20 protein-coding genes are annotated in these 21,829 nt (G+C 39.6%); 1 reads left to right on the top strand and 19 read right to left on the bottom strand.

Annotated features, from left to right (window positions below; translation table 11 throughout):
- Positions 1 to 127: 127 nt before the first annotated feature.
- From F957_RS19515 to proC, 13 genes are all read right to left on the bottom strand, one after another.
- Positions 128 to 1,147, bottom strand: coding sequence for an ABC transporter substrate-binding protein (locus F957_RS19515; RefSeq protein ID WP_016542157.1), 1,020 nt, complete (start codon positions 1,145 to 1,147; stop codon positions 128 to 130).
- 13 nt (positions 1,148 to 1,160) lie between these two features.
- Positions 1,161 to 2,018, bottom strand: a complete 858-nt coding sequence (locus F957_RS19520; protein ID WP_016660090.1) for an ABC transporter permease — start codon at positions 2,016 to 2,018, stop codon at positions 1,161 to 1,163.
- 36 nt (positions 2,019 to 2,054) lie between these two features.
- A complete protein-coding gene (locus F957_RS19525) occupies positions 2,055 to 2,885 on the bottom strand; it encodes an ABC transporter ATP-binding protein (protein WP_016542155.1) in 831 nt (276 codons plus the stop codon).
- Positions 2,882 to 3,967: an ABC transporter substrate-binding protein gene (locus F957_RS19530; protein WP_016542154.1), complete on the bottom strand. Its 1,086-nt coding sequence runs from the start codon at positions 3,965 to 3,967 to the stop codon at positions 2,882 to 2,884. Before F957_RS19530 ends, F957_RS19525 begins: the two co-directional genes overlap by 4 nt.
- A gap of 12 nt (positions 3,968 to 3,979) precedes the next feature.
- On the bottom strand, positions 3,980 to 4,777 hold the full coding sequence (locus F957_RS19535) for an ABC transporter permease (RefSeq protein ID WP_016542153.1): 798 nt from the start codon (positions 4,775 to 4,777) through the stop codon (positions 3,980 to 3,982).
- A gap of 12 nt (positions 4,778 to 4,789) precedes the next feature.
- Positions 4,790 to 5,629 (bottom strand): ABC transporter permease, encoded by an 840-nt coding sequence (locus tag F957_RS19540; protein WP_016542152.1) that lies wholly within the window; start codon positions 5,627 to 5,629, stop codon positions 4,790 to 4,792.
- Between the two features lies 1 nt (position 5,630).
- Positions 5,631 to 6,884, bottom strand: coding sequence for an MFS transporter (locus F957_RS19545; RefSeq protein WP_016542151.1), 1,254 nt, complete (start codon positions 6,882 to 6,884; stop codon positions 5,631 to 5,633).
- A gap of 77 nt (positions 6,885 to 6,961) precedes the next feature.
- Positions 6,962 to 8,029, bottom strand: coding sequence for an ABC transporter substrate-binding protein (locus F957_RS19550; protein WP_016542150.1), 1,068 nt, complete (start codon positions 8,027 to 8,029; stop codon positions 6,962 to 6,964).
- Positions 8,030 to 8,053: 24 nt separating this feature from the next.
- A complete protein-coding gene (locus F957_RS19555) occupies positions 8,054 to 9,553 on the bottom strand; it encodes a porin family protein (protein WP_016660089.1) in 1,500 nt (499 codons plus the stop codon).
- A gap of 465 nt (positions 9,554 to 10,018) precedes the next feature.
- Positions 10,019 to 11,068 (bottom strand): NADP(H)-dependent aldo-keto reductase, encoded by a 1,050-nt coding sequence (locus tag F957_RS19560; RefSeq protein ID WP_016542148.1) that lies wholly within the window; start codon positions 11,066 to 11,068, stop codon positions 10,019 to 10,021.
- Positions 11,069 to 11,157: 89 nt separating this feature from the next.
- Positions 11,158 to 12,513, bottom strand: coding sequence for an LLM class flavin-dependent oxidoreductase (locus tag F957_RS19565; protein WP_016542147.1), 1,356 nt, complete (start codon positions 12,511 to 12,513; stop codon positions 11,158 to 11,160).
- Positions 12,514 to 12,750: 237 nt separating this feature from the next.
- A complete protein-coding gene (locus F957_RS19570; RefSeq protein ID WP_016542146.1) occupies positions 12,751 to 14,124 on the bottom strand; it encodes a DcaP family trimeric outer membrane transporter in 1,374 nt (457 codons plus the stop codon).
- A gap of 214 nt (positions 14,125 to 14,338) precedes the next feature.
- The gene (gene proC / locus F957_RS19575; RefSeq protein WP_016542145.1) at positions 14,339 to 15,127 is read right to left on the bottom strand and encodes a pyrroline-5-carboxylate reductase; all 789 of its coding nucleotides are present in this window, start codon (positions 15,125 to 15,127) and stop codon (positions 14,339 to 14,341) included.
- A 110-nt stretch (positions 15,128 to 15,237) separates the two neighbouring features.
- Between proC and F957_RS19580 the strand changes: the two genes are divergently transcribed.
- On the top strand, positions 15,238 to 15,906 hold the full coding sequence (locus F957_RS19580) for a GntR family transcriptional regulator (protein WP_016542144.1): 669 nt from the start codon (positions 15,238 to 15,240) through the stop codon (positions 15,904 to 15,906).
- Here the strand turns inward: F957_RS19580 and F957_RS19585 are convergent.
- From F957_RS19585 to adeR, 6 genes are all read right to left on the bottom strand, one after another.
- Positions 15,885 to 17,153: an NAD(P)/FAD-dependent oxidoreductase gene (locus F957_RS19585; RefSeq protein ID WP_228129647.1), complete on the bottom strand. Its 1,269-nt coding sequence runs from the start codon at positions 17,151 to 17,153 to the stop codon at positions 15,885 to 15,887. The genes F957_RS19580 and F957_RS19585 overlap by 22 nt on opposite strands.
- Positions 17,154 to 17,199: 46 nt before the next feature.
- A complete protein-coding gene (locus F957_RS19590) occupies positions 17,200 to 18,048 on the bottom strand; it encodes a VOC family protein (RefSeq protein ID WP_016542142.1) in 849 nt (282 codons plus the stop codon).
- 77 nt (positions 18,049 to 18,125) lie between these two features.
- Positions 18,126 to 18,317 carry a 4-oxalocrotonate tautomerase gene (locus tag F957_RS19595; protein ID WP_016542141.1) on the bottom strand — a complete coding sequence of 64 codons (192 nt, stop codon included), beginning with the start codon at positions 18,315 to 18,317 and terminating at the stop codon, positions 18,126 to 18,128.
- A gap of 45 nt (positions 18,318 to 18,362) precedes the next feature.
- Positions 18,363 to 19,658: a cation:dicarboxylate symporter family transporter gene (locus F957_RS19600; protein WP_016542140.1), complete on the bottom strand. Its 1,296-nt coding sequence runs from the start codon at positions 19,656 to 19,658 to the stop codon at positions 18,363 to 18,365.
- A gap of 188 nt (positions 19,659 to 19,846) precedes the next feature.
- Positions 19,847 to 20,920 (bottom strand): two-component sensor histidine kinase AdeS, encoded by a 1,074-nt coding sequence (gene adeS, locus F957_RS19605; RefSeq protein ID WP_016542139.1) that lies wholly within the window; start codon positions 20,918 to 20,920, stop codon positions 19,847 to 19,849.
- A 44-nt stretch (positions 20,921 to 20,964) separates the two neighbouring features.
- Positions 20,965 to 21,696 carry an efflux system response regulator transcription factor AdeR gene (adeR, locus tag F957_RS19610; RefSeq protein WP_016542138.1) on the bottom strand — a complete coding sequence of 244 codons (732 nt, stop codon included), beginning with the start codon at positions 21,694 to 21,696 and terminating at the stop codon, positions 20,965 to 20,967.
- Positions 21,697 to 21,829 lie beyond the last annotated feature (133 nt).

Genomic DNA, 21,829 nt, shown 5'->3' with positions numbered 1-21,829 from the left:
CCTATTGTTCGAAAAGAGAAGTTATCTTGCATGACTATTGGTTTAAATAGAAATCAATAATTCACCTTTGTTATTTCTATTTATTAAAATAGAAAAAAACCATTATTAATTCAGCTAAAAATCATATTTAATTTCGGCCATATTCATTATATTGATTGCTATATATCTTTTTATAATCAATCTGGTTACTTTTTAATTGACCTTCTTCAATCAGATCATCCACCCATATTTTAAAATCATTATCTTGAAATTTACCAGCGCTGCTTGGAATACCCCACTGGGTCCAATATTTCAACATCGCACCGTTTTCAGGCCGTTTGCGTTTTTGCAAAATCTGCTCGAAGCGTGCAATGACCTGATCTCTCGGTTGTTGTCTAGACCATTCAATCGCTTGGGCAATCCCTGTAACCACTTTACGGGTGGTATTGGGATGTTCTGCAATATAACGATTCGCCATGACATAGCTGCCCGTGGTCAGATCACCAACCAAATCATAGTCCCGATAAAGACGGCGTACACCACCACGTTCTATCGCAGGGCCTGCCAATGGTGCCAAATAAACATGACCACTTCGCAAGGCTTGCTCGGCGGAACCAGGCGGCAAAACCACAAGCGTGACCTGATTAATTTGCTCAGGGCTGAGTCCTCCTTTTTTTAAATAGCTTTTGAGCATGTATTCCACTTGTGCACCCAGAATATTGGTGCCGACCTTTTTGCCAATTAAGTCTTTGGCAGAATGAATCGGACTATTTTCAAGTACATAATACCCTGCAAAAGGATCATCAAAAGTGCCGTATGCAGCAATCACCACGGTTCCCGGTACGCCACTGGCCACCATTTTGACGGCCGAACCTGCAAAACTTGGACTGCTGATATCACTATCTCCCGACAAAGCAGATTGAATACCTTGCGGACCACCTGTAGAAACACCCTGATAGCTCAATTTGATTGGTGTAAGATAGCCCAAGTCTTCAGCCAGTTCCAAAGGTGTCACCACGCCTGGTGAACCTAAATATTTAAATTCTAGAGATTCGAGTCCATCACTGCGTACCACTTTCGACTCTGGTTTGCTACATCCCCACAACAGCACCGATATCGCAATCACAGAACTCATTCTGCCTAGATATTTTTTCCAGTCTTGCTGCATCAGCTTCTCCTGACTATCGTTCCGTTTTCCAAGCAGTTAAACGCTTTTCGATCGCAAGCAGACTGTAGTTGAACAGCAAGCCAATGCTGGTAATACTGATGATGCCAAAGAACATTTCAGGAATCTGGAAGTTATATTGTGCATAGTTAATCAGATAGCCTAGACCAGCTTTCGCCCCGACCATTTCAGCAGCAATCAGCATCAGCACCGAGAATGAGCCAGCCAAGCGTACACCCACAAAAATCGTTGGAATCGCAGCGGGTAAAATCACTTTACGGAATAACTGCACTGGACTCAGTCCCATGGTCCGTGCTGACTTAATCAACAGTGGATCAACATTACGAACACCACTAATGGTATTCAATAGAATTGGCCATGTGCAGGCATAGGTGACTAAAGCAATTTTTGAGCTTTCACCGATACCTAGAAACAAGATAAATACGGGCAATAAGGCCAAAGCCGCCGTATTACGGAACACTTCAAGCAATGGATTCAGAAATTCGGAAAAGCGTGTGTACCAACCGATGGCTAAACCAAGCGGAATCGCAATCAGGATCGCGAAAATAAATCCGCTGAGCGAGCGAATCAGACTGGCTTGTACATGCGTGAGTAGCTGACCATTCTGAATCAATCCCCAACCACTCACCAAAACTGTAGAAAAAGTCGGTAAAAATGCTGAATCGACCAAACCAACTCTTGGCACAATTTCCCAAACAGCTAAAAATAATAAAATCGCGGCTGAACGCTTAAACGATTTAGACAGCCAAACCAAATTTAATTCCGCCCATAAAGAATGGGGCTTTTGAGTTGAGCGAATCGATCGCTGCTGAATTGTCTTTGGAAAGGTTAAGGTATCTTTTGAGCTCGACATAATCACCTCTAATTTTTTAATCATTGAATGGTTAGCTTAAGCCACCAGTTGCTTTTGTTTTTCTTGCGCTTGTGCTTTCAAGACCTCTTCTCGTAATAAGCTCCAGATTTGATGACGCAACTGGTTGAACTCAGGACTGGAACGAACATCCTCCTGATCAGTTCGCAATGCAGCTGGCACCTCAATCACCTGTTTAATACGCCCTGGTCGAGAGGTCATAATGGCAATGCGTTGCCCTAAATAGATTGCTTCATCAATGCTATGGGTAATAAAAATGATGGTCTTCTGAGTCTGTTGCCAGATTTTCACCAATTCAGCCTGCAAGGTTTCACGGGTCTGTGCATCCAGTGCGGCAAAAGGTTCATCCATCAATAAAATGTCAGGGTCATAAGCCAAACTTCTAGCAATTGCCACACGTTGCTTCATTCCTCCTGAAAGCTCATTTGGATAATGATGTTCAAATTCAGCCAGCCCGACCAAATTTAAAAAATACTTTGCAGTTTGATAACGCTGTTCTTTGCTGACACCCTTGGCATCTAGACCAAACTCAATATTTTGTAGCGCGGTCAACCATGGAAACAGTGCATATTGTTGGAAGACGATACCGCGATCCAACCCAGGCTTTTTTATAGCTTGCCCATCAATCAGAATTTGACCTGTGGTCGGAGTCGTCAAACCCGCGAGCAAATCCAAGAGCGTTGATTTACCACATCCACTTGGCCCTACAATGGCAACAAACTCACCTGCCTTAACATCCAAAGATAGATTTTCGACTGCGACAAAATCTTCTGCTTGGTCTTTTGCACCTTTGACTTTCTTGGCGGCGAATGACTTATAAACATTTTCAATTTTTAATTTAACTGTCATTGGGTATGCTCCTTACTGCGCTGATCGTCAGCTACATTTTTGTTTTCACTTGCGTAGGGATTAAATTGATTGCTAAATAAAGCATCTGCCTTGACCTGATTCGGTTTGAGCTCACCGCGTTTTTCAAATAGATCAATCCAACGTTGATATTGTGCTGCGTTTAACAAGCCACCTTGACTCACCACACCATAGCTGCGCCAGTACTGCATCAGCACATCGCTTTCATTGCGCTTTCTTTTTTCAATAATGCTGTTAAAACGGGCGAGCACTTGTTCACGCGGCGTTTGCTTAGTCCATTCCACGGCTTTCGCTACACCCGTTACATACTGCTTCACGACTTCTGGATGTTGCTGGATGAACTTTTCAGTAAAGACATAACTGCCCGCGGTAAAACTGCCATACAGATCCGTATCTGAGACCAGTTTTCTTAAACCACCACGTTCCAAGGCCTTATCTTGAAAAATAGACACCAGTGCGGCAGCATCAACTTGTCCTGCACGTAGAGCTTGTTCAGTATTGGTCGGCGGTAAAACAACAAACTCAACCTGATTGATTTCATCATTAGTTAAACCTTGACGCGCCAAATAGTCTTTTAAAACAAACTCATAATGTGCACCCAATGTATTTACGGCCACTTTTTTTCCAATCAAATCACGCGCTGAATGAATCGGACTATTATTGGGAACGTAATACCCCACCCAGCTTTTGTCATCACTGCCATAAGAAGCAACCACGGCTTTGATCTTAATTCCCGCAGCGGCTAATTTAATGATTGCGCCATCGAAAGCAGTGGCAACATCCACATCGCCTGTGGTTAAGGCCTGTAAATCTTGTGGACCACCTTGCACACTGCCTACATATTTCAGCTTTAAATCACCTAAATAGCCCAAGTCCTCCGCCAGTTCAGGTAATGAAACTACACTGGTTAAAGATTGGTAACGGAGTTCATGTACTTGATTAGCAGGTGCATCTGAGTTTTTACTACAAGCGACCAAAGCCAACACAGTTAAACTGAAGATGCTGAGCTGACGCAGCCATTTAAAGCGACGTTTGAAATACTGCTGAAAACGTTGTTGTTTCATTTTATTCTTCTCCTAACGTCGCCAAACCAAAATACGGCGCTCTGCCCAATTGGCGAAGTAATTCCACGCCACCCCAATAAAGCCAATGATGATCAAGCCAAATACAATCAAGCCGACATCTAAGGCAGCCCGCCCACGGATTACAATATTGCCTAGCCCAACCCCATAATTGGCAAGCAGAAATTCTGCCCCAATAGTGGCAACCCAAGCGAAGATCAATCCGAGTTGTAAACCTAAAAAGATTTGAGTTGCAGCTGCGGGTAAAATTAGCTTACTCAAGGTCTGCCAAGCATTGAATTGATAGACCTTGGCGACTTCGTATTGCTGCAGCGGGATTTGTCTGACCCCATCAATAGTGTGTAAGGCCACGGGATAAAAGACCGAAAGCACAATAAATAAGATTTTTGCACTATTGCCATAATCCAAGAAGGTCGTGATCAGAGGAAGCCATGCAAATAAGGAAATCTGACGCAGCACATTAAAACTGGGCAAAAATAAATAATTGGCCCAGCGTGAGATACCAATCACAATGCCAAAAATGATGGCCAAGATGCTTCCAATCACAAAACCAGCCAGATCACGAAATAAACTCGCACCTAAACCAGTCCAAAACTCTTGTTGCTGAAACTGATAAATTGCAATTTTGAGCACTTCAATAGGTGCTGGAATGAGTTTAGGGTTGACCCAATTTAATTGAGAGGCAATCGCCCAAAATAAGATGAATGCAATCGGTAGCACCAAGCCATAAAATTGCAGATGAGATAAATTGAAAGGTTGCTTGGATCGATTTAAATTCACAGTATTCGACATATTCAATCCCCCCTAAAATGCACGACGTTGCCAATGGCTAAAACCATGTTCAACCCAACCCAAAATGTGATCAAGGACAAAACCTACGATGCCAATCACAATGACAGCCATAAAAATAATGTCGGGTTGAATCAGTTGTCGTCCCCACACAATCAGGTAACCAATACCTTCACTGCTTGCTAATAGCTCGACGAACACCAGAGACAACCACGCCTGCATAATGCCCTGACGTAAACCGCTGACAATATTGGGCAAAGCAGAAGGCAAAATGACACGACGAAATCGCTGCCACGCACTAAAGCGATACACCTGCGAAACTTCTAATAAATGCGGAGGCACATTCAAAACACTGCGATAGGTCGCAACGAGCACAGGAACAAATACCGCAAGCGAAATTGCTGCAATTTTTAGGCTTTCATCGATGCCTAAGAAAATCATCAGTAATGGAATCCAGCCAATCACGGGAAATTGAGCAATTAAATTAAAAGTTGGATAAATAAATCGATGCGCAATACGCGATAATCCGATGAGAAAACCCAATAACAACCCGATACTGCCGCCCACCAAGACACTCCAAGCCACCCGTTTTAAACTAATCCATAAATTATCCTGCAACTCATGCGTATCGATCAGTTCCAAGGTGGTTTGCCAAACCAAGGCTGGACTTGGCAAAATCTGTTCAGGTAACCATTGTTTTTGTACCGCATACTGCCAAGCTGCTAATCCAATCGCAGGTACAATCAATGCCAATACAATACGGGCAATCCAGAACCCAAACTGTTTTAAATAAGGGCCTAAATTGATCCGCTGCCACGTCTGTTCATTTTCTAATTGAGTTTCGATGCTACTCATTTTATTGCCCCTCTATTTCTGAATACATTTCAATTTCTACAGGCGGCGCGATAAATACATGGGTGAGATGTTGAGCAAAGCCGATCAGCCCAGCAAATAAAACTGCGGCGATTAGGAATATCGACTGTAAGCCCCAGTAATGACCTAACCAGCCCCCAACAATACTGCCCAACAATGCCCCCGCAGGACCTGCCAGCGCGCTCAACCCAGAAACCTTTGCCATTCCGAGTCGTTCACCGACATTGGCAAACATGGTGAAATTGACGATATGCAACATCGCAAGCCCCAAACCCAAAATCACAGCACCCACCCACAACAGCGCTGGAACTTTGGGAATACCCAAGGCCACAGATGCCACTGCAACCGATGCAAAGCCCATTTGATAAAAGCGTTTTATCCCCCAACGAGCCAGCAACGTCCCTGTACTAAACAAAGCTGCAACAAAGACAGCGCCCTGTAGTGTCACCAAACTGGCAGCAATGGTTTCACTCAAGCCAAAGTCTTTAATCGCAATCACAATAATGAAAAAACCGTAGTACGCCATTACGGCGTTGCTTGCCATTTCAATCAGACTGGTACGCCGTAAAGCCTGATCTTGTTGTAATAAAACCAATTGCTTGGCAATTACAGCTAGGCTAAAGACTTCGTTCTGCTGCACTTGCCTGATCTGTATTGAATTAGATCCAAAGGCTAAGGGTGCAAACACTATCGGTAGCAGAAAAAGTACCGAAATCCACCAAAATGCGCCTGAGAATCCCGCTCCACTCACTAAGCTCACGGCCAATAGCGGACCAACCAGAAAGAAGCCCATCATATGCGTACCTCTAAACCATCCCGCCCGAGCAGCACCTATACTTTTTAAATGCTGCATATACACTGTATTGAGCGAAACAAACCGCATTGGCATACATAGTCCAACAAGGAAAGTACATAAGATCAGGTACCAAACCGCTGGATAAAACGGCACCGTGACATACACCACTGCTGCGAGAAAACTTCCTAACACAAACATTGTCTTAGGCCCGTGTCGCTGTACTAACAAACCAATTGGCAATCCGATCAATAAAATACCGAGACTCTGTACTGCAGCAATCACTCCCATTTCAAACTCATTTGCAGCTAACTGCACCGCATATAACGAGGTCACGATTTTCGCTATACCAATGCCCAAGCCGGCACACAATGCCAAGCCGATAAAGCCCAATACAAAGCGCCACTGCCCCAATTCAACCTGAGCAACCGATTCCTGACGCATAGGTCATTCCTAAAATGCTGAACAAATAAACGGACTTGCCAAAGGCATACATGCCCTTGGCCAAAACCAAATCACAATTACTTTTTACGGTTGCCATTCACATCAAATTTTGGCCAGAAATTTTCCAGTTTCAGTTCTTGAATCGCGGTATTGAGATACTTCGGTTCAATCCAAGAATCCACATCTACTGGACGGCGAATCAGTTTGTAATCAATCGACTGCTGAACTGATTTCTTTAAAGAGTTGACTGCATAATCATCAAAGTATGGTGAGTTACGATCTTTCAGCGAGTAATCATCCCAGTCTTTTTTATAGTCAAGATAAGGCACACCACTTTGCGCCCATAACTTGTACTGCGTATCACGGTTCTTTTCATCCGAGCTCCACACGTTATCCTTAATAAATGTGGTCACTACACGCTGTACAATTTGTGGATATTTCTTCTCGAAGTCTTCGCTGACCCACGCCACCAATGGACCATTCAGGTTTGGATCTTTACGCACTTCTAAAATACGCTTTGCCACACCGCGTGCTTCCAATGTCCACGGACTGGTAATCAGGCCATCAATATCACCTGTTGAGAGTGAGGTTTGAGCTGAATAAAAGTCCTGACTAATCACACGGAAATCTTTTTCAGTGAATCCGTATTTACGCAATAAACGTCCCAAAATCAGCTGTTGGTTAGTGCCTTTAAATACAGAAATGGTTTTGCCTTTTAAATCCGCCAGACTTTTCGCGCCTGAATCCGATGGCACTGCAAAGTAGACTGGTCCAAAACGTCCAGTCACAAATAACAGTTTGGATTTCAAACCCGTTGAACGTCCGACAATTGACGGTAAATCACCATGCCCGATACCAAAATCAACTTTTTTATTGGCTAAGGCCTCATTTAATGCGGGGCCTGCACCGGGGAAAAAGCTCCATTTCACCTTGATGCCGTCTTTGGCAAACTCTTTTTCCAAAATGCCGCGTAAGTTCGCACTTGCATACGCACTGCCACCAACCTTTGGTTTTCCACCTACACCAGCACCAGGTACACCCAGTCGAATTTCGGTGGGATTACTTTCAGCAAAAACCGAGAAGCTGGAGGCAACTAGCAAACCAGCCGCTGCACCAATAAATAAATGTTTCGTTAAAAATTTCATTGCGTCATTACTCATATTGGAAAATTAAAAGGTGTATTGGAATTGCGCTTGTACTTCCGAGAAGTCTTTTTGCGCAGCTGTCTCGTGGTCATAGCTCCAGCGATTCAGCCCTAATTGGAATTTTGTGGTTTGTGCAAAGAAGAAATTGAGGCCCAAAGTATGAATATCGACTTTGCCAAGTCCTTGCCCAGCAATGCCGATGACATCTGCACCTTTATTTGGGTTGTAGCTGTCATAGCGATAGAAGGTCTGGATTGATTTCGGCCAGAAGTCATCAAACTTGGCTACAGATTTCACACTGTTATAAAATTGATCGCCAAAGGTATAAAACAGGGTTGCGGTATGTCCTTCAGACTTTACTTCGGAGGTAGAACCTGTGACCGTTGCATAGTCACTAAGTCCTTTGACATATTCATAAGTCACGCCAAACGGTGCATGGTTGTAGTAAATATCGAAACCCAAACGATCATTGCGACCGTTACCATCGAGAACATTACTGCCTGCGATGACGTTTTTACTGCCTTTGAGATACGAAGCACCAAATTTCAGCTCACGGAACCAACTGGCATAATCAACAGGTAAAGTGAAAGCGACCCGTCCGATATAATCTTTCTTGTCATTGTCATCGACTTTATTGGTGCCATTGCCATTGACGACACCCAGCGCATATTCAAATAAGGGCGCACGGTAATTCGATGAATAATCGACAAATGGTTTGACGTCACCTCGTACAATCAAACCGGTTTGACGGTTGAATAAGCCCAATTGAGCAAGACCTGTGGCAACATTGATGGTCGGTCGTAAATCCTCAGGTGATTGTGGATCTAAACCAAATGGAATCAGTTGCTGACCAAAGGTCACATTCAAACGAGGAACTTCTGGCCCACCATTGGTCGAGGTGAAGTTATAGCGTAAGAAGGCATCTGCCAAATTCAGGTCACTGGCGCTACCTGCTGTGCCAACACGTTTGCCATAACTAAAAGAAAGTTGATAATCTAGGTTTTTGCCTTCTTTATAATCTCGATATAAATTTCCTCGCACACCAAATAAAGCGGTTGGAACATCAAAAGTATTACGACGTGGTGTAACTGGTGCTGGATTTCCAGATGCTGTGTCTCGGCTCTGCCCCTGTGCCCGAACTTGAACGGTTCCATATAAGGTGGCATCTCGTGTCGACTTCACTGACGTCCGCTCATATTGACGAGACTGATCATATTTGTAGTTTTCCAGATCACTACGGAAGCCTGCCAATTCACTTTGGGTGGCAAAGCTATGTTCGGTATTTTCTTCCTCCTGAATGCCTTCTGCTGTTTCCTGTTGGGCATTCAGTGCTTCTGTTTCAACAATCTCAGTTGAAGCTTGTTTCTTTTGCTTTAATGCATTGACTTGCTGTTGCAAAGCCGTCAGCTGCGCCTGTAACTGCACTAATGTAGTATCTATATCTTCTGCTGCCTGAACTGTGCCGCTTCCCAAAAGCGTTGCCATGCTTAATGCAACCGATAAAGAGAGATGATGCTTTTTCACCAATAAAACCCCTAAAACGAAAATACTAAAATTTGAGTCAAAAAATCCTGTGTGCGACTGAATCTGCAATCACACTTCAAAAAAATCCCAACCAAATAAATTAAAAAAAAAGAGAGAAATTAACTTTCCATACAACAACGCAACATCTTCATCCTGTGCTCCTCAGCCTGCATAAAACCAATCTTTGATTCATCTACCGAGATATTTGCAAGCAACATGCCAATTATTAAGCAATTGTTTTTTATTGTTATTTAAAAAAACACTTCCATTTCCCCTGTTGAAGCACTGTTGATTTTCCAACACCCTGCTTATACCAAAACAGCTTATTTTCAGGTGTTTATTTCTTATTTTTAGATATAGGAATAATGCAGCGATATGCTTCTCTCAAAATAAAAAAAGACAGCTGGATTAACTCAGCTGTCTTGAACAAAAAAAGACATTAAATTAAAGAATATGCTCTAGGCCTTAAGGTGCAGGATTAGGATGTGCTTGATGAATTTGCTCAATCCCCTGAATCACTTGATCTGAGAGTTGTAGATCAATACTCTCGATATTGGTTTTCAGTTGGGTTAAATTGGTTGCCCCAATAATATTACTGGTCACAAAACGGCGACTGTTCACATAGGCCAATGCCAATTGAGCAGGATCTAAATCATATTGTTTAGCCAGTGCCACATAACGACGGATTGCATCTTCAGAGGCTTGTCCTTTATAGCGAGCAAAACGTTCCCACCGCGTTAAGCGTGCGCCTGCTGGTTGTGCACCATCTAGGTATTTACCCGTCAATGCACCAAAAGCTAAAGGTGAATATGCCAGTAAGCCGACCTGTTCTCGGATTGCAATTTCTGCATTGCCAATTTCAAAACTACGGTTCAATAAGTTATATGGATTTTGGATTGACACGACCCGCGCTAAGCCCAATGTTTCGGAATACTTTAAAAACTGACTCACGCCCCATGGGGTTTCATTGGATAAGCCAATATGTCGGATCTTGCCTGCTCGAATCAGATCAGACAAAACTGTCAGCGTTTCCAAAATTGGAACGGTATCTTCATCTTCAACATGGTTATAGCCCAATTCACCGAAATGATTGGTACTACGATCAGGCCAGTGCAGTTGATAGAGATCAATATAGTCCGTCTGCAAACGTTGCAAACTATCATGCAACGCAGATTCAATATTAACGCGATCTAGCTTGGTTTGACCTGAACGAAAATGCGAGGCTTGAGTGAGTTTCCCTGAACGGCCAACCACTTTACTTGCAATCAGGACTTGATCTCGTTTCTGTGACTGCTTTAACCATGTACCAATATATTTTTCAGTTAACCCCTGCGTTTCAGGCTTAGGCGGAACAGGATACATTTCAGCGGTATCAATCAGATTAATCCCGCGTTCAACCGCATAATCCAATTGTGAATGTGCTTCAGATTCAGAATTCTGTTCGCCCCATGTCATGGTGCCTAAGGCAATCACACTGACATCAATATCAGTTTGACCTAATTTTCTATATTGCATTTTTCACTCAATTCAATTGTGATGACACAAGAGCGACTGTTAAAGATCACCCTTGTTTGTTTAATTTATGCTTCAGTTTTAACATGAATTTAACTGGCTTTGTTTTTTTCAGCTTGGCGCGCCAATACATATTGATTTTCTGGACGTACCAGACCTAAGTTTTCACGTAAGGTTGTGCCTTCATATTCAGTACGGAATAGGCCACGACGCTGTAGCTCTGGCACAATCAACTCAACAAAATCATTTAAGCCAGCAGGTGTACTTGGAGGCAAAATATTAAAGCCATCAGCTGCTTCATTCTCAAACCATTGCTGTAATTGATCGACAATCTGTTCTGGCGTACCAATCAATTGCCAATGACCACGAGCCCCCGCCACCCATTCATACAGTTGACGAATACTGAAATTGTTTTTCTTAGCAATATCAGCAATGAGTGCAGGACGACTCACCATACCCTGCCCCTCGCTCAACTCTGGGAATGGGCCATCCAGATCATAGCCCGAGAAATCAAAGCCGCCACTTAGACCACTGAGTAAAGCAAGTCCTGCTTCTGGATGAATCAAATCTGTGAGTTGCTGGTATTTAGCGCGTGCTTCTTCTTCGGTACGACCCACAAAGGCAGAAACGCCCGGTAAAATTAAAAGTTCGTCAGCTGCACGTCCATATTTCGCTAAACGGCTTTTTACATCACGATAGAACTCTTGTGCATCTTCCAATTTTTGATTAGCGGTGAAAATCACTTCAGCATAATGGGCTGCGAGATCACGCCCTGGCCCTGACTGCCCCGCCTGCACAATCACAGGATAGCCTTGTGGTGTACGAGGTACATTCAACGCACCTTTCACCGCATAGTATTTGCCTTTGTGGTTCGGGTTATGTACTTTTTCAGGATCATAAAACACCCCTGATGCCTTATCGTGAATAAAAGCATCATCTTCCCAGCTATCCCACAGTTTTTTAATCAACTCAACATATTCTTGGGCACGCTCATAACGTTCTGCATGCGGAATCTGTTGCTCATAGCCAAAATTGGCAGCGGCCGCTTCCGAAGCGGAAGTCACCACATTCCAGCCCGCTCGACCGTGACTGAGGTGATCTAAAGAAGCAAACTTCCGTGCCAATAGATACGGTTCTTCATACGTAGTCGAGGCCGTGGCAATAAAACCAATATGTTTGGTTACTGTCGATAAAGCGGCAAACAAAGTGACAGGTTCAAAGCCCGCCACTTTATCACTATAGCCAGTTTTTTCTGCTTGTCCGAAATTCACCGCTAAGCCATCAGCTAGGAAATAAGCATCAAATAAGCCTTTTTCAGCTAACTGTACCTGTTCTTTAATAAAATCAAAATCTACTGCTTTATTCGGTTGAGACTCAGGATGTCGCCATGCGGCAACATGCTGTCCAGTCGCTGGGATAAACGCACCTAATCGAATTTTTCTACTCATGTTCTGCTCCACATTTGTTATTCAACATAATTCATCTTTCACTATGCTTTAATACAAATTGGATGCCAGTTTTTTATTTATAAATATCAATAAATTAAAAAATATTCATTTTGTCCATGCTTCAACAACAGCATGATTCTGTTGAGGGGGTGCTGGAAATTCAACACCTTTACTCTCAGGATATTTATACGATAACCACCACATAGTGCTCGTTCTTAATTTACTATTATCAAAAATTTAAAAATTGTATCTTGTTAATAAATTAACTCTTGAAATAGTTCCTTCTTCTCCCTGAAAATTTTCCCTTTGACCATAAGTATATTCCATCCCCAAATTAATATTATTAACTGGTGTATATATAAAATTAGCAACAACATTATATAAAGATTCATTATATATAGGGTTGTTGATTGCATATGGAGTTTTATCTTTAAAATTTATACCAGCAATAGAAAATGTAGATTTTAATTTAGATGTCCATTTTTTTTGAAAACCCAATTGTAGAGTATCGTAAGTATTAGAGGTAATATCATAGCCTAAAAAGACTCCATTAGGGTCATATTTTTCAACAGAACTATAAGAAGCGTTATTTTGATTTGTATATAACATATAGCGACTATCACCAACAACATGATAATAGTTAGCCATAATTAAATCATTATCCGTAATTTGATATTTTCCACCTATTCCAATTCCCCATCCTATTGCTGTCTTGTAATTATTCTCATTTGTAGATATTCTGTTTTCATGAACCATACCATGTAATTGAATTAATCCGTTATCATTTGCCATTTTGCTATCATATCTAAAGGTGATTGCTGGCAATCTACTGCCACCAGTACTTTGAGATTTCCCACTAAAATTATCAATATCCCCTCCTTCTAATGCTACTAGAATTTTTTGGTTATTTTTAATAGGATGAGTGAATCTTAGCTGAACATTACGTTGAGTTCCTCCTCCCATAGGTCCAGTAAAGTCTATTAAGTCAGGAGAAGTATCAGTATTCACAAACGGTGATGTTGTCTGACCAATTAACCATTTACCAATAGATCCATAAGCATGCCTAATCCTGAGTTTTCCATCAGTATTTGAGGTGCCATCTCCCCAAAAATCAGCTTCAAGTTTAGCTGTCAAATTACCTAAATCTGTTAGTTTTGATATATCAAAACCTATTCGACTAGTAGCTACAGATACATTTAATGCACCTTTAGTTGGATTTTCCTTATCCAATGCTACTACTCCAGTACGATTTCCAATTGTATTAGTAGTGCCACTGAAGTCATATGAAGTATCCAATCGTAGATTACCATACACCTTTATCATAATATCATTATTAATCAATAGATTACTTTGATCACTTGATTTATCAACATCTTTCTTTACTACAATAAATTGGTCTTTAAAATCAGTTTGGTTAACTTTTGGTAGAGTATTTTTCGAGCTACTAGATGAAGCAATTTCTAGATTAAGTTTATTTACTAGTTGCTCTAATTCATACACCTTTCTAGATAGAACTTCGACCTCTGTATCAGTAGCTGCATTTACATTTAGTGCTATGCAAGTAGCGACACAGGCACTAGTAACTATCATAAGTTTTTTAAATTTATACATTGTTATTCCTTAACAATTTAGCCTGTATTGAAGAACCCCATAAAAGTATACCATTAAATAAAATAGTATACCATTACGGTTTTTCATTCATAACATTTAAATTTATAGAAAAATTTGGATTCTTAATAATTTTGTAGGGTCAAGTAAATATTTAAAATGGATTATCATTAAATATTTTTTATTTAAATGCGTAAATTACATCTAACTTTTAAAATTAGACTTTTGATAGCTCTATTGACCTATTTAATGCAGCCTGTAATGCTTTATTTGTTAAATCCCGCAGGAAGAAATTATCCTCAAACACTTGTATTGCAGCATGTGTGGTTCCATTAGGAGAAGTGACATTTTCTCTAAGTTTCACTAAATCAGTTTTTGATTGAATTTGTAATAAAGCTGCCCCTAATGCAGTTTGTTTTGCAAGCGACTCAGCAATTTCTTTTTTCAAACCTAATTTTTCACCTGCATTAGCTAAGGCTTCAGTAAATAAATGAAAGTATGCAGGTCCACTACCACTTAAGGCAGTAACGCCATGTAAATCCTCTTCATTATCTATCCAAATTGCATAACCTACTGCAAAAAATAATTTCTCAATATTATCTTTCGAATTAGTCTCTAAATTAAAATCTGTATATAGGACACAGCATCCTGCATTAGCTAAAACAGCTGTATTAGGCATAACTCTAATAATAGGTATTTCATCATTATTTATAATAGATTTTAATGTTTCAGTTGTGACCCCAGCCATTATTGAAATTATACAAGCATTCTTAAACAATTGAGGCTTTAATTCTTCAAGAATTTCCTTTGCTAGATTGGGCTTTACCGCTAAGATAACAATATCAAAATTTTGTAATGGTACATCTGATTGATGATTAAAAAATCGAACCCCATCAGCGGTTATGTTTGGATCAATAGCAACAATTTTGGATACTAGATTATTTTCTATCCAAGCATTGCCTAATGCCTGACCCATTTTTCCATAACCTAAAAATAGAATATTCATTTAATACTCTCCTTTATCTATTTAATAAAACAATTCACAACAATTAATTTATTCATCATGATAGAATCCCTACAATAATTGCCGTCACAATTAATTAGCTAGAGACATATATGCCTTCTGCAAATAAACCCATTTCTGGAAACCAAAAAGCTTATTTAGCTATCAAAAAACTCATCTCGGATGGAGATTTGCCAGAAGGGTCTCCAATTCGGCAAGAAGAAATTGCAACAAGTCTAGGCTTAAGTAAGATCCCTGTTCGTGAAGCACTAATCCGTCTTGAAAGTGAAGGTTTCATTAAATTCACTCCTAATATTGGGGCAACTGTTGCCGTCTTTACTGTAAATGACCATTTAGAAATGTTAGATATTCGTTTAGCTTTAGAATGCAAAGCTTTAGAACTAGCCATTCCCAATATAATTTCTAAAGATATTGAAAATGCTCAACAAATCCTTAATCAATATTCTCAGGCAAAAACAGAACAAGAGCGTAGTGACTTAAATATGCAATTCCATCACTGTATTTATGCTCCATCCATGCGCCCCCGTTTATTGCAAATGATTTCTTCAGCCCAAAATCAAATGGGGAAAGTTTTGAGGCAGAGAGTTTCTCAAGTTGCTGGCTATAAACGTTCTCATGAACAACATCAAGAAATTTTAGATGCTTGTGCAAATGCCGATACAAATAAAGCTGTTAAACTTTTGAAAAAGCATATAGAACAAACCCAAAAAGAAGTTCTCGCCTACTTCAGGCATATTGATCAGCTATCTAAACGATCTTGAAATCTTTTAAAAATAGTTGCTACTTTCACACCCACACTTCTAAATTCATGAAAAGCTATAGGTTTTATTTTACTTACGGGAATTGGTAACTCAGTCACTAGCTGCCCTAGTGCCCGTTTTGCAAGTTCAATTCCCAAGCATGTTGAAATAGCAATACCTCGACCATTACATCCAACAGAGATATACATGTTATGTTGAGGCTCATGAATATGAGGAAGATGATCAGTAGTAACAGCAAAATAGCCACTCCAAGCATAATCCCACTCTAATTTTATGTTTTTCCCGAAAAGTTCTTCGCCTGATTGGTGTAGATAACCAACTATTTTAGAATGATCTAAACCTGCAGTTGCTCCAGACCCTCCCATGACTAATCGACCATCAGGTGATAGCCGAAAAGATGTGAGTAATTCACGTGTATCACTTGAAACATGACCTTTGGGTAAAATGAATTCTCGTATCGATTCTGGAATTATCTTAGTCGCCACTTGAGCAGTACGAACAGGTACAATTGATTTATCTAAATTTTTAACCAAGTTCTCAGCATATGCACCTGTGGCAATAATTATCTTAGGAGCTTTCACAGACCCATTTTCGGTTTTAACAACCCATAATCCATTTCTATTAACTAACTCAAGAACTTTTGAGTCACAATATATCTTCACACCTAATGATTGTGCGACATTAGCTAAGCCTCTAGCATAACTAAAAGGTTGAATGCTCCCTCCACGCGGATCAACCCAACCAATATGATATTTAGAAGTTCCCAACAATTTATTTAAGTCATTGCCTTCTATAATTTCTGTGTTTACCCCACGCTCCTCCCAAACTTTAGCTCTGTGTAAAACAGCTTTTTCACCTTTTTTTGTAAAAGCTGGTTGAATCCATCCCTTATTAACAGCATTGCAATTAATTCCATATTTTTTTATAAGATTAAAAACTACAGTAGGAGCATTACTACTGAAATCAACCATTTTTCTACCCAACTTCCCTGGGTAAATAGACTCAATAATATCTGGATCTTGTTTCAATCCCGCTATGACTTGACCATTATTTCTGCCAGAAGCTCCCCATCCTGGTTCAGAAGCATCTAGTACTACAGAATTAATACCTTGTTCAGCTAAATGAATCGCAGCAGAAAGTCCTGTAAAGCCACTTCCAATTATCAGGACTTCTGTCTCTAAATTTTCGACTAGCTTTTTTTTGTCAATTAATTTAATTGCTGTTTCTGCCCATAAAGAATTCGGCAAAATTAGTGACTCTTTCAATAAATCTGTAGTACTAGTTATCATTTCTTTACATCTCTGCAAAATCTAAATAAAGACCACATGCATTTTCAGGCGTAACTCGGATCAAAGCCCCTACCTGTATAAAAGGCACATTATTCTGCTCTAAAATAGTTTTCAATATTTCTATCTTTTCCACAGAAATGCCACAACTACTTAAATACGGAGCGACTACATTTTGAATGACTAGACCTTCTTTTTCTGCGCGTGCTTGATTTAATACGCGGTGAACACCACCATCAGGTAAAGTTACTTTAATTTGATCCATTTCTTGGACAACACTATCTTCCGCAAAAAGTTTCTTTAATTGCTCCTCTACTCCTTCAAGTGAATCAACAACAGAAGTCATTTCAAAAATATCATGAGCAGTATTTGGATGAACTAGATATTCTGGTTTACGTAATAGTTCAGGTGTGAGATGTTCACAAACCAAAGAAGACATTAAGGCTGGAACATCATCTTTATTAAAGAACACTAATCGAAAAGAAACAGGGACTTTTCCAGTCTCAAGCTCGAAATTTCGAGTAAGTTCTCTTGGTTCAGAGGGACTTAAACTAGCATTTAATGCATTTCTGTAGAGATCACGATTATCTAAATCTGAACGAAAAGCTGTACCTAACAAGCCTTCTCGTTCTGCTAAGAAATTTTCTAATCCATGCGTGTAGCGATCAGCATCTAGAATTCCACGATGTTCAAGATAGTTTTTCTCAAACATAATGCACCAGTTACCTGTACCCCACTCGATATGACTTCCCCGAGGAGGAATGGTAAAACCTAAATTACTATATACAGTATGAGACTCTGGTAAGCTTTTGACAGCAATAACTGGATGATCAAAACCTTTAATACCAATATCCATGACAATTTTCTCTTTTGAAATTAATGGGAGTTGTTATAAAGAACAACTTTTTAAAATATGCTTTTACCAATAACACCTTACTTATCTGGTTCTGAATAGAACCTTCCTGCATGTGCCCAATGATTTCCAGACACTTCTTTAAACACAACATCAATCGTATCAACTGAACATTTAAGTACTTCCGAAGTAAGTTTTGTTACTTGCTCCATAAACTCTTTCTTTTGTTCATGCGTACGACCTGGTGAAAGTTCAATAGTAATGAGTGGCATATCTACTCCTTGTCAAAATCAAGTGGCTATTTAAAAAATGGATGATTAATTTGCTTTTTTACTTTCCGATTTATCTACAATGCAAACAGCAACAATATTTCCTATTAGATTTGTAAAGGTTCTCATTGAATCCATAAAGCGATCTATTCCTAGCAATAGAACAACTGCTGCAACAGGAACATAAGGAAAGATAGATAGTGTTGCGATTAAAGTCACAAATCCAGAACCAGCAACACCAGCAATTCCTTTTGAGGTAATCATAAAAATTAAAATTAAGGATATTTCTTGAATAAGCGTCAAATTAATATTGCATGCCTGAGCGAGAAAAATAATTGCCATTATAAAATACATGGAGGAACCATCTAGATTGAAGGAGAATCCAGCAGGTATTACAAAACCAACAACATGTTTTTTACAGCCATATTGCTCTAATTTTTTCATAACATTTGGCAAAGCTGCTTCAGAAGATGCCGTAGAAAATGCTAATATCAATTCTTCTTTAAAATAACGAATAAGCTTAAAAATATTAATTTGATAAAGATAACTTACACTCCCTAATACGATTAAAATAAATGCACTACAACATACATAAAATAGTAATAAAAATTTTATTAATGGAATAAAAGACTCAACTCCATATTTACCAATTGTATAAGAAATCGCACCAAATACAGCCAAAGGAGCCAATTTCATAATCATTCCTACAATAATGAAAATTGCTTCCGACAATTTTTCAATTAAATGCACTATTGGTTCAGCTGCATGTCCCATTTTAAGGAAGGCGACACCAAATAGAATTGCAATGAAAAGAATTGGTAAAATATTCCCATTTGTAAAAGCTGAAACAAATGTATCTGGAATAATAGTCATTAACCAACCGACAATCGTATGTGACTCAGCAGTATGGGAAAAATTTGTCAAACTAGATGAATCTAATTTCGTAGGATCAATATTCATTTTTTCACCAGGTTTAACCGTATTTACGATTACAAGCCCGACTATCATTGCGAGTGTTGTCATTATTTCAAAATATAAAATTGATTTTAAAGCAATTCTTCCAACACTTGCTTGGCTTCCAATTCTTGCAATCCCTACAGCAATAGTGCAAAAAATAATCAACCCCACAACAGCTTTAATCAATTTCATAAATGCAGCAGAAAGTGGACTCAACTCTGTAGCAAATAATGGGAAAAAATGTCCGACTAACAACCCTAAAAGTAGACCGAGGACCATCTGAAAAATTAAAGTTTTCCAAAATGGCTTTTTGGGGATGACTTTTTCTAATTCTATGGACGTAGACAAAGTCCTTTGGTCATATTCCATTTCTTGATTATTATTCAAAATACATATCCTTAGTTCTGATATAATCACAATAAAGTATACCATTTTTAAAAAATTGTATACTATTTTTTAATAATTAAAAAAACTCTCTCTTAAATAAGAGGCAAATCAATTAAATAAATAGAATAAGATGAGGAAAAACAATTAGTAAAATGCATGTTTTTAAATATGCATGTAAAAAACTAGTTCTAAAAAGACTTAACAGGCAAACGAATTATAAACACACTATTGTGATTCGGATTGCTATATTCAATTGAACCTTTGTGCGCAACGACGATGGCGTGAACAACGGCGAGACCTAAACCCGTTCCGCCAAATTCTTTATTTCTAGACTGTTCCAATCTGAAAAAAGGATCAAATAGATCCTGTTGATACTCAGGCGCAATACCTGGCCCCTGATCCTCAATCTTCAGTACCCAATCACCTGCCACCCACTGCGTAGAAATTTTAAGTGTTCCTGCATTTGCATAGCGAATTGCATTTTCGATCAGGGCAATCAGTACTTGTTCAAGACGACGACGATCACAGCTAATCAATGCGGCCCTGACATCCAGTACTGGGATAATTTGAGCTTTTACCAAGCGATCTTCAAACAGTTTTAAAACTTTTTCCGCATGCAATTTAAAATCAATCTTTTCATAATTTAATCTGAGTTGCTGATTTTCAACTAAACTCAAAGTACGTAGATCTTCGACCAAATGCGACAAACCCTCAACCTGATTAAGCAGGCTTTTAAATAAAGCTTCGTCGGGTTTAAACACGCCATCTAAAATACCTTGTAAGCGCCCTTGCAAAATAGTGATGGGTGTTCTGAGTTCGTGGGCAATCGCGGCATTCCAGACTTGAGCATTTTCGACCGAGCTTTCCAACTGCTGTGCCATGTCATTAAAATGATGCATCAACTCAGCAATTTCAGTGGAATGAATCTGGCTATCATCTGCCCTTGCAGAAAGGTCGCCTTGACTGATTTTTTTTGCAGCTTCAGCCAAAAAATTAATTGGCTTAATAAAGCGTTGTGCCAGAAACATCCCAATAATTAAAGAAATAACAGCACCACAAAAAACCACTGTAGAAAGCCAAATCCAATCGACAAAATGGAATTCAGTCCAATCTTCCTGCAAAGAGCTTAAGGTAATCCACCCTACATCAATGGCATAGTTATAAATAAAATAGCCCAGAAAAACTGAAAAAAGTGTCACGCTCAAGTTCACGATACTTAATGCAATAAAGAGCTGTTTACTAATGCCTGACTTATTTTTCATTTCAATTTCCAGATCAGTTCTTTTCCGTGTTGATTCATTCAAGCTTATATATCTTGCGGATGATCCAAGCGATACCCGACACCACGCACATTGATCAGCATCTGTTGTAAACCATGTTCTTCCAGTTTCTTTCTCAGCTTACTGACATGGCTGTCGACTGTGCGTTCTAAAGCATCGCTATCTGGCAGACAGTGATTTAAAAGCTCACCTCGCGTAAAAACTTTGTAAGGATGATCAATCATTTGCAGCAATATTTTATATTCGGTCAGGGTAAGATTCAGCATGACTTTTTTGTCTTGTTGATGAACATAGATACTATGTATATCGGTATTAATTTCGATGTTTTTATAGATGAGATTCTTGTTGACTGTTTGGCTGTTTTGCTGAGCCCGTCGTAGCACAGCCTGCACCCGTGCGACCACCTCATTGGGATTAAAAGGCTTAACCACAAAGTCATCAGCACCAATCCGTAATGCCATCACCTTATCAATATCTTGGTCAAGTGCAGTCAACATAATGACGGGGGTCTGCGCCTTTTGACGAATTTTATTTAGCACATCCCAACCATTCAGTTCAGGCAATTTAATATCTAGCAGAATTAAATCAATCGGTTGTGCAGTATGCATTTCAATCGCTTGCTTACCATTCATGGCACGAATGACACGCATGCCTTCACGTTTGAGATAGTGCTCAATAATATCACCAATCTCATATTCATCTTCTACGACGAGAATAAGTTTGTCATGACAATCGAAAGAAAAAGAATGCTCAAACATAACCATCTAGGCAAATAATACAATCTATTCATCATACGATGATTTATCTGTCAATCTCCACACTTTTTCCACACTTCCCCGATGTTGGTTACACAAAGCAGGAAAATAATGTCAGCATCAAAAACTCCCAAGG

It is taken from the genome of Acinetobacter gyllenbergii CIP 110306 = MTCC 11365 (genome assembly GCF_000413855.1).
Classification (GTDB): domain Bacteria; phylum Pseudomonadota; class Gammaproteobacteria; order Pseudomonadales; family Moraxellaceae; genus Acinetobacter; species Acinetobacter gyllenbergii.
Note: the sequence above shows the minus strand (reverse complement) of the source record. Positions and strands in the feature narration are given on the sequence as shown.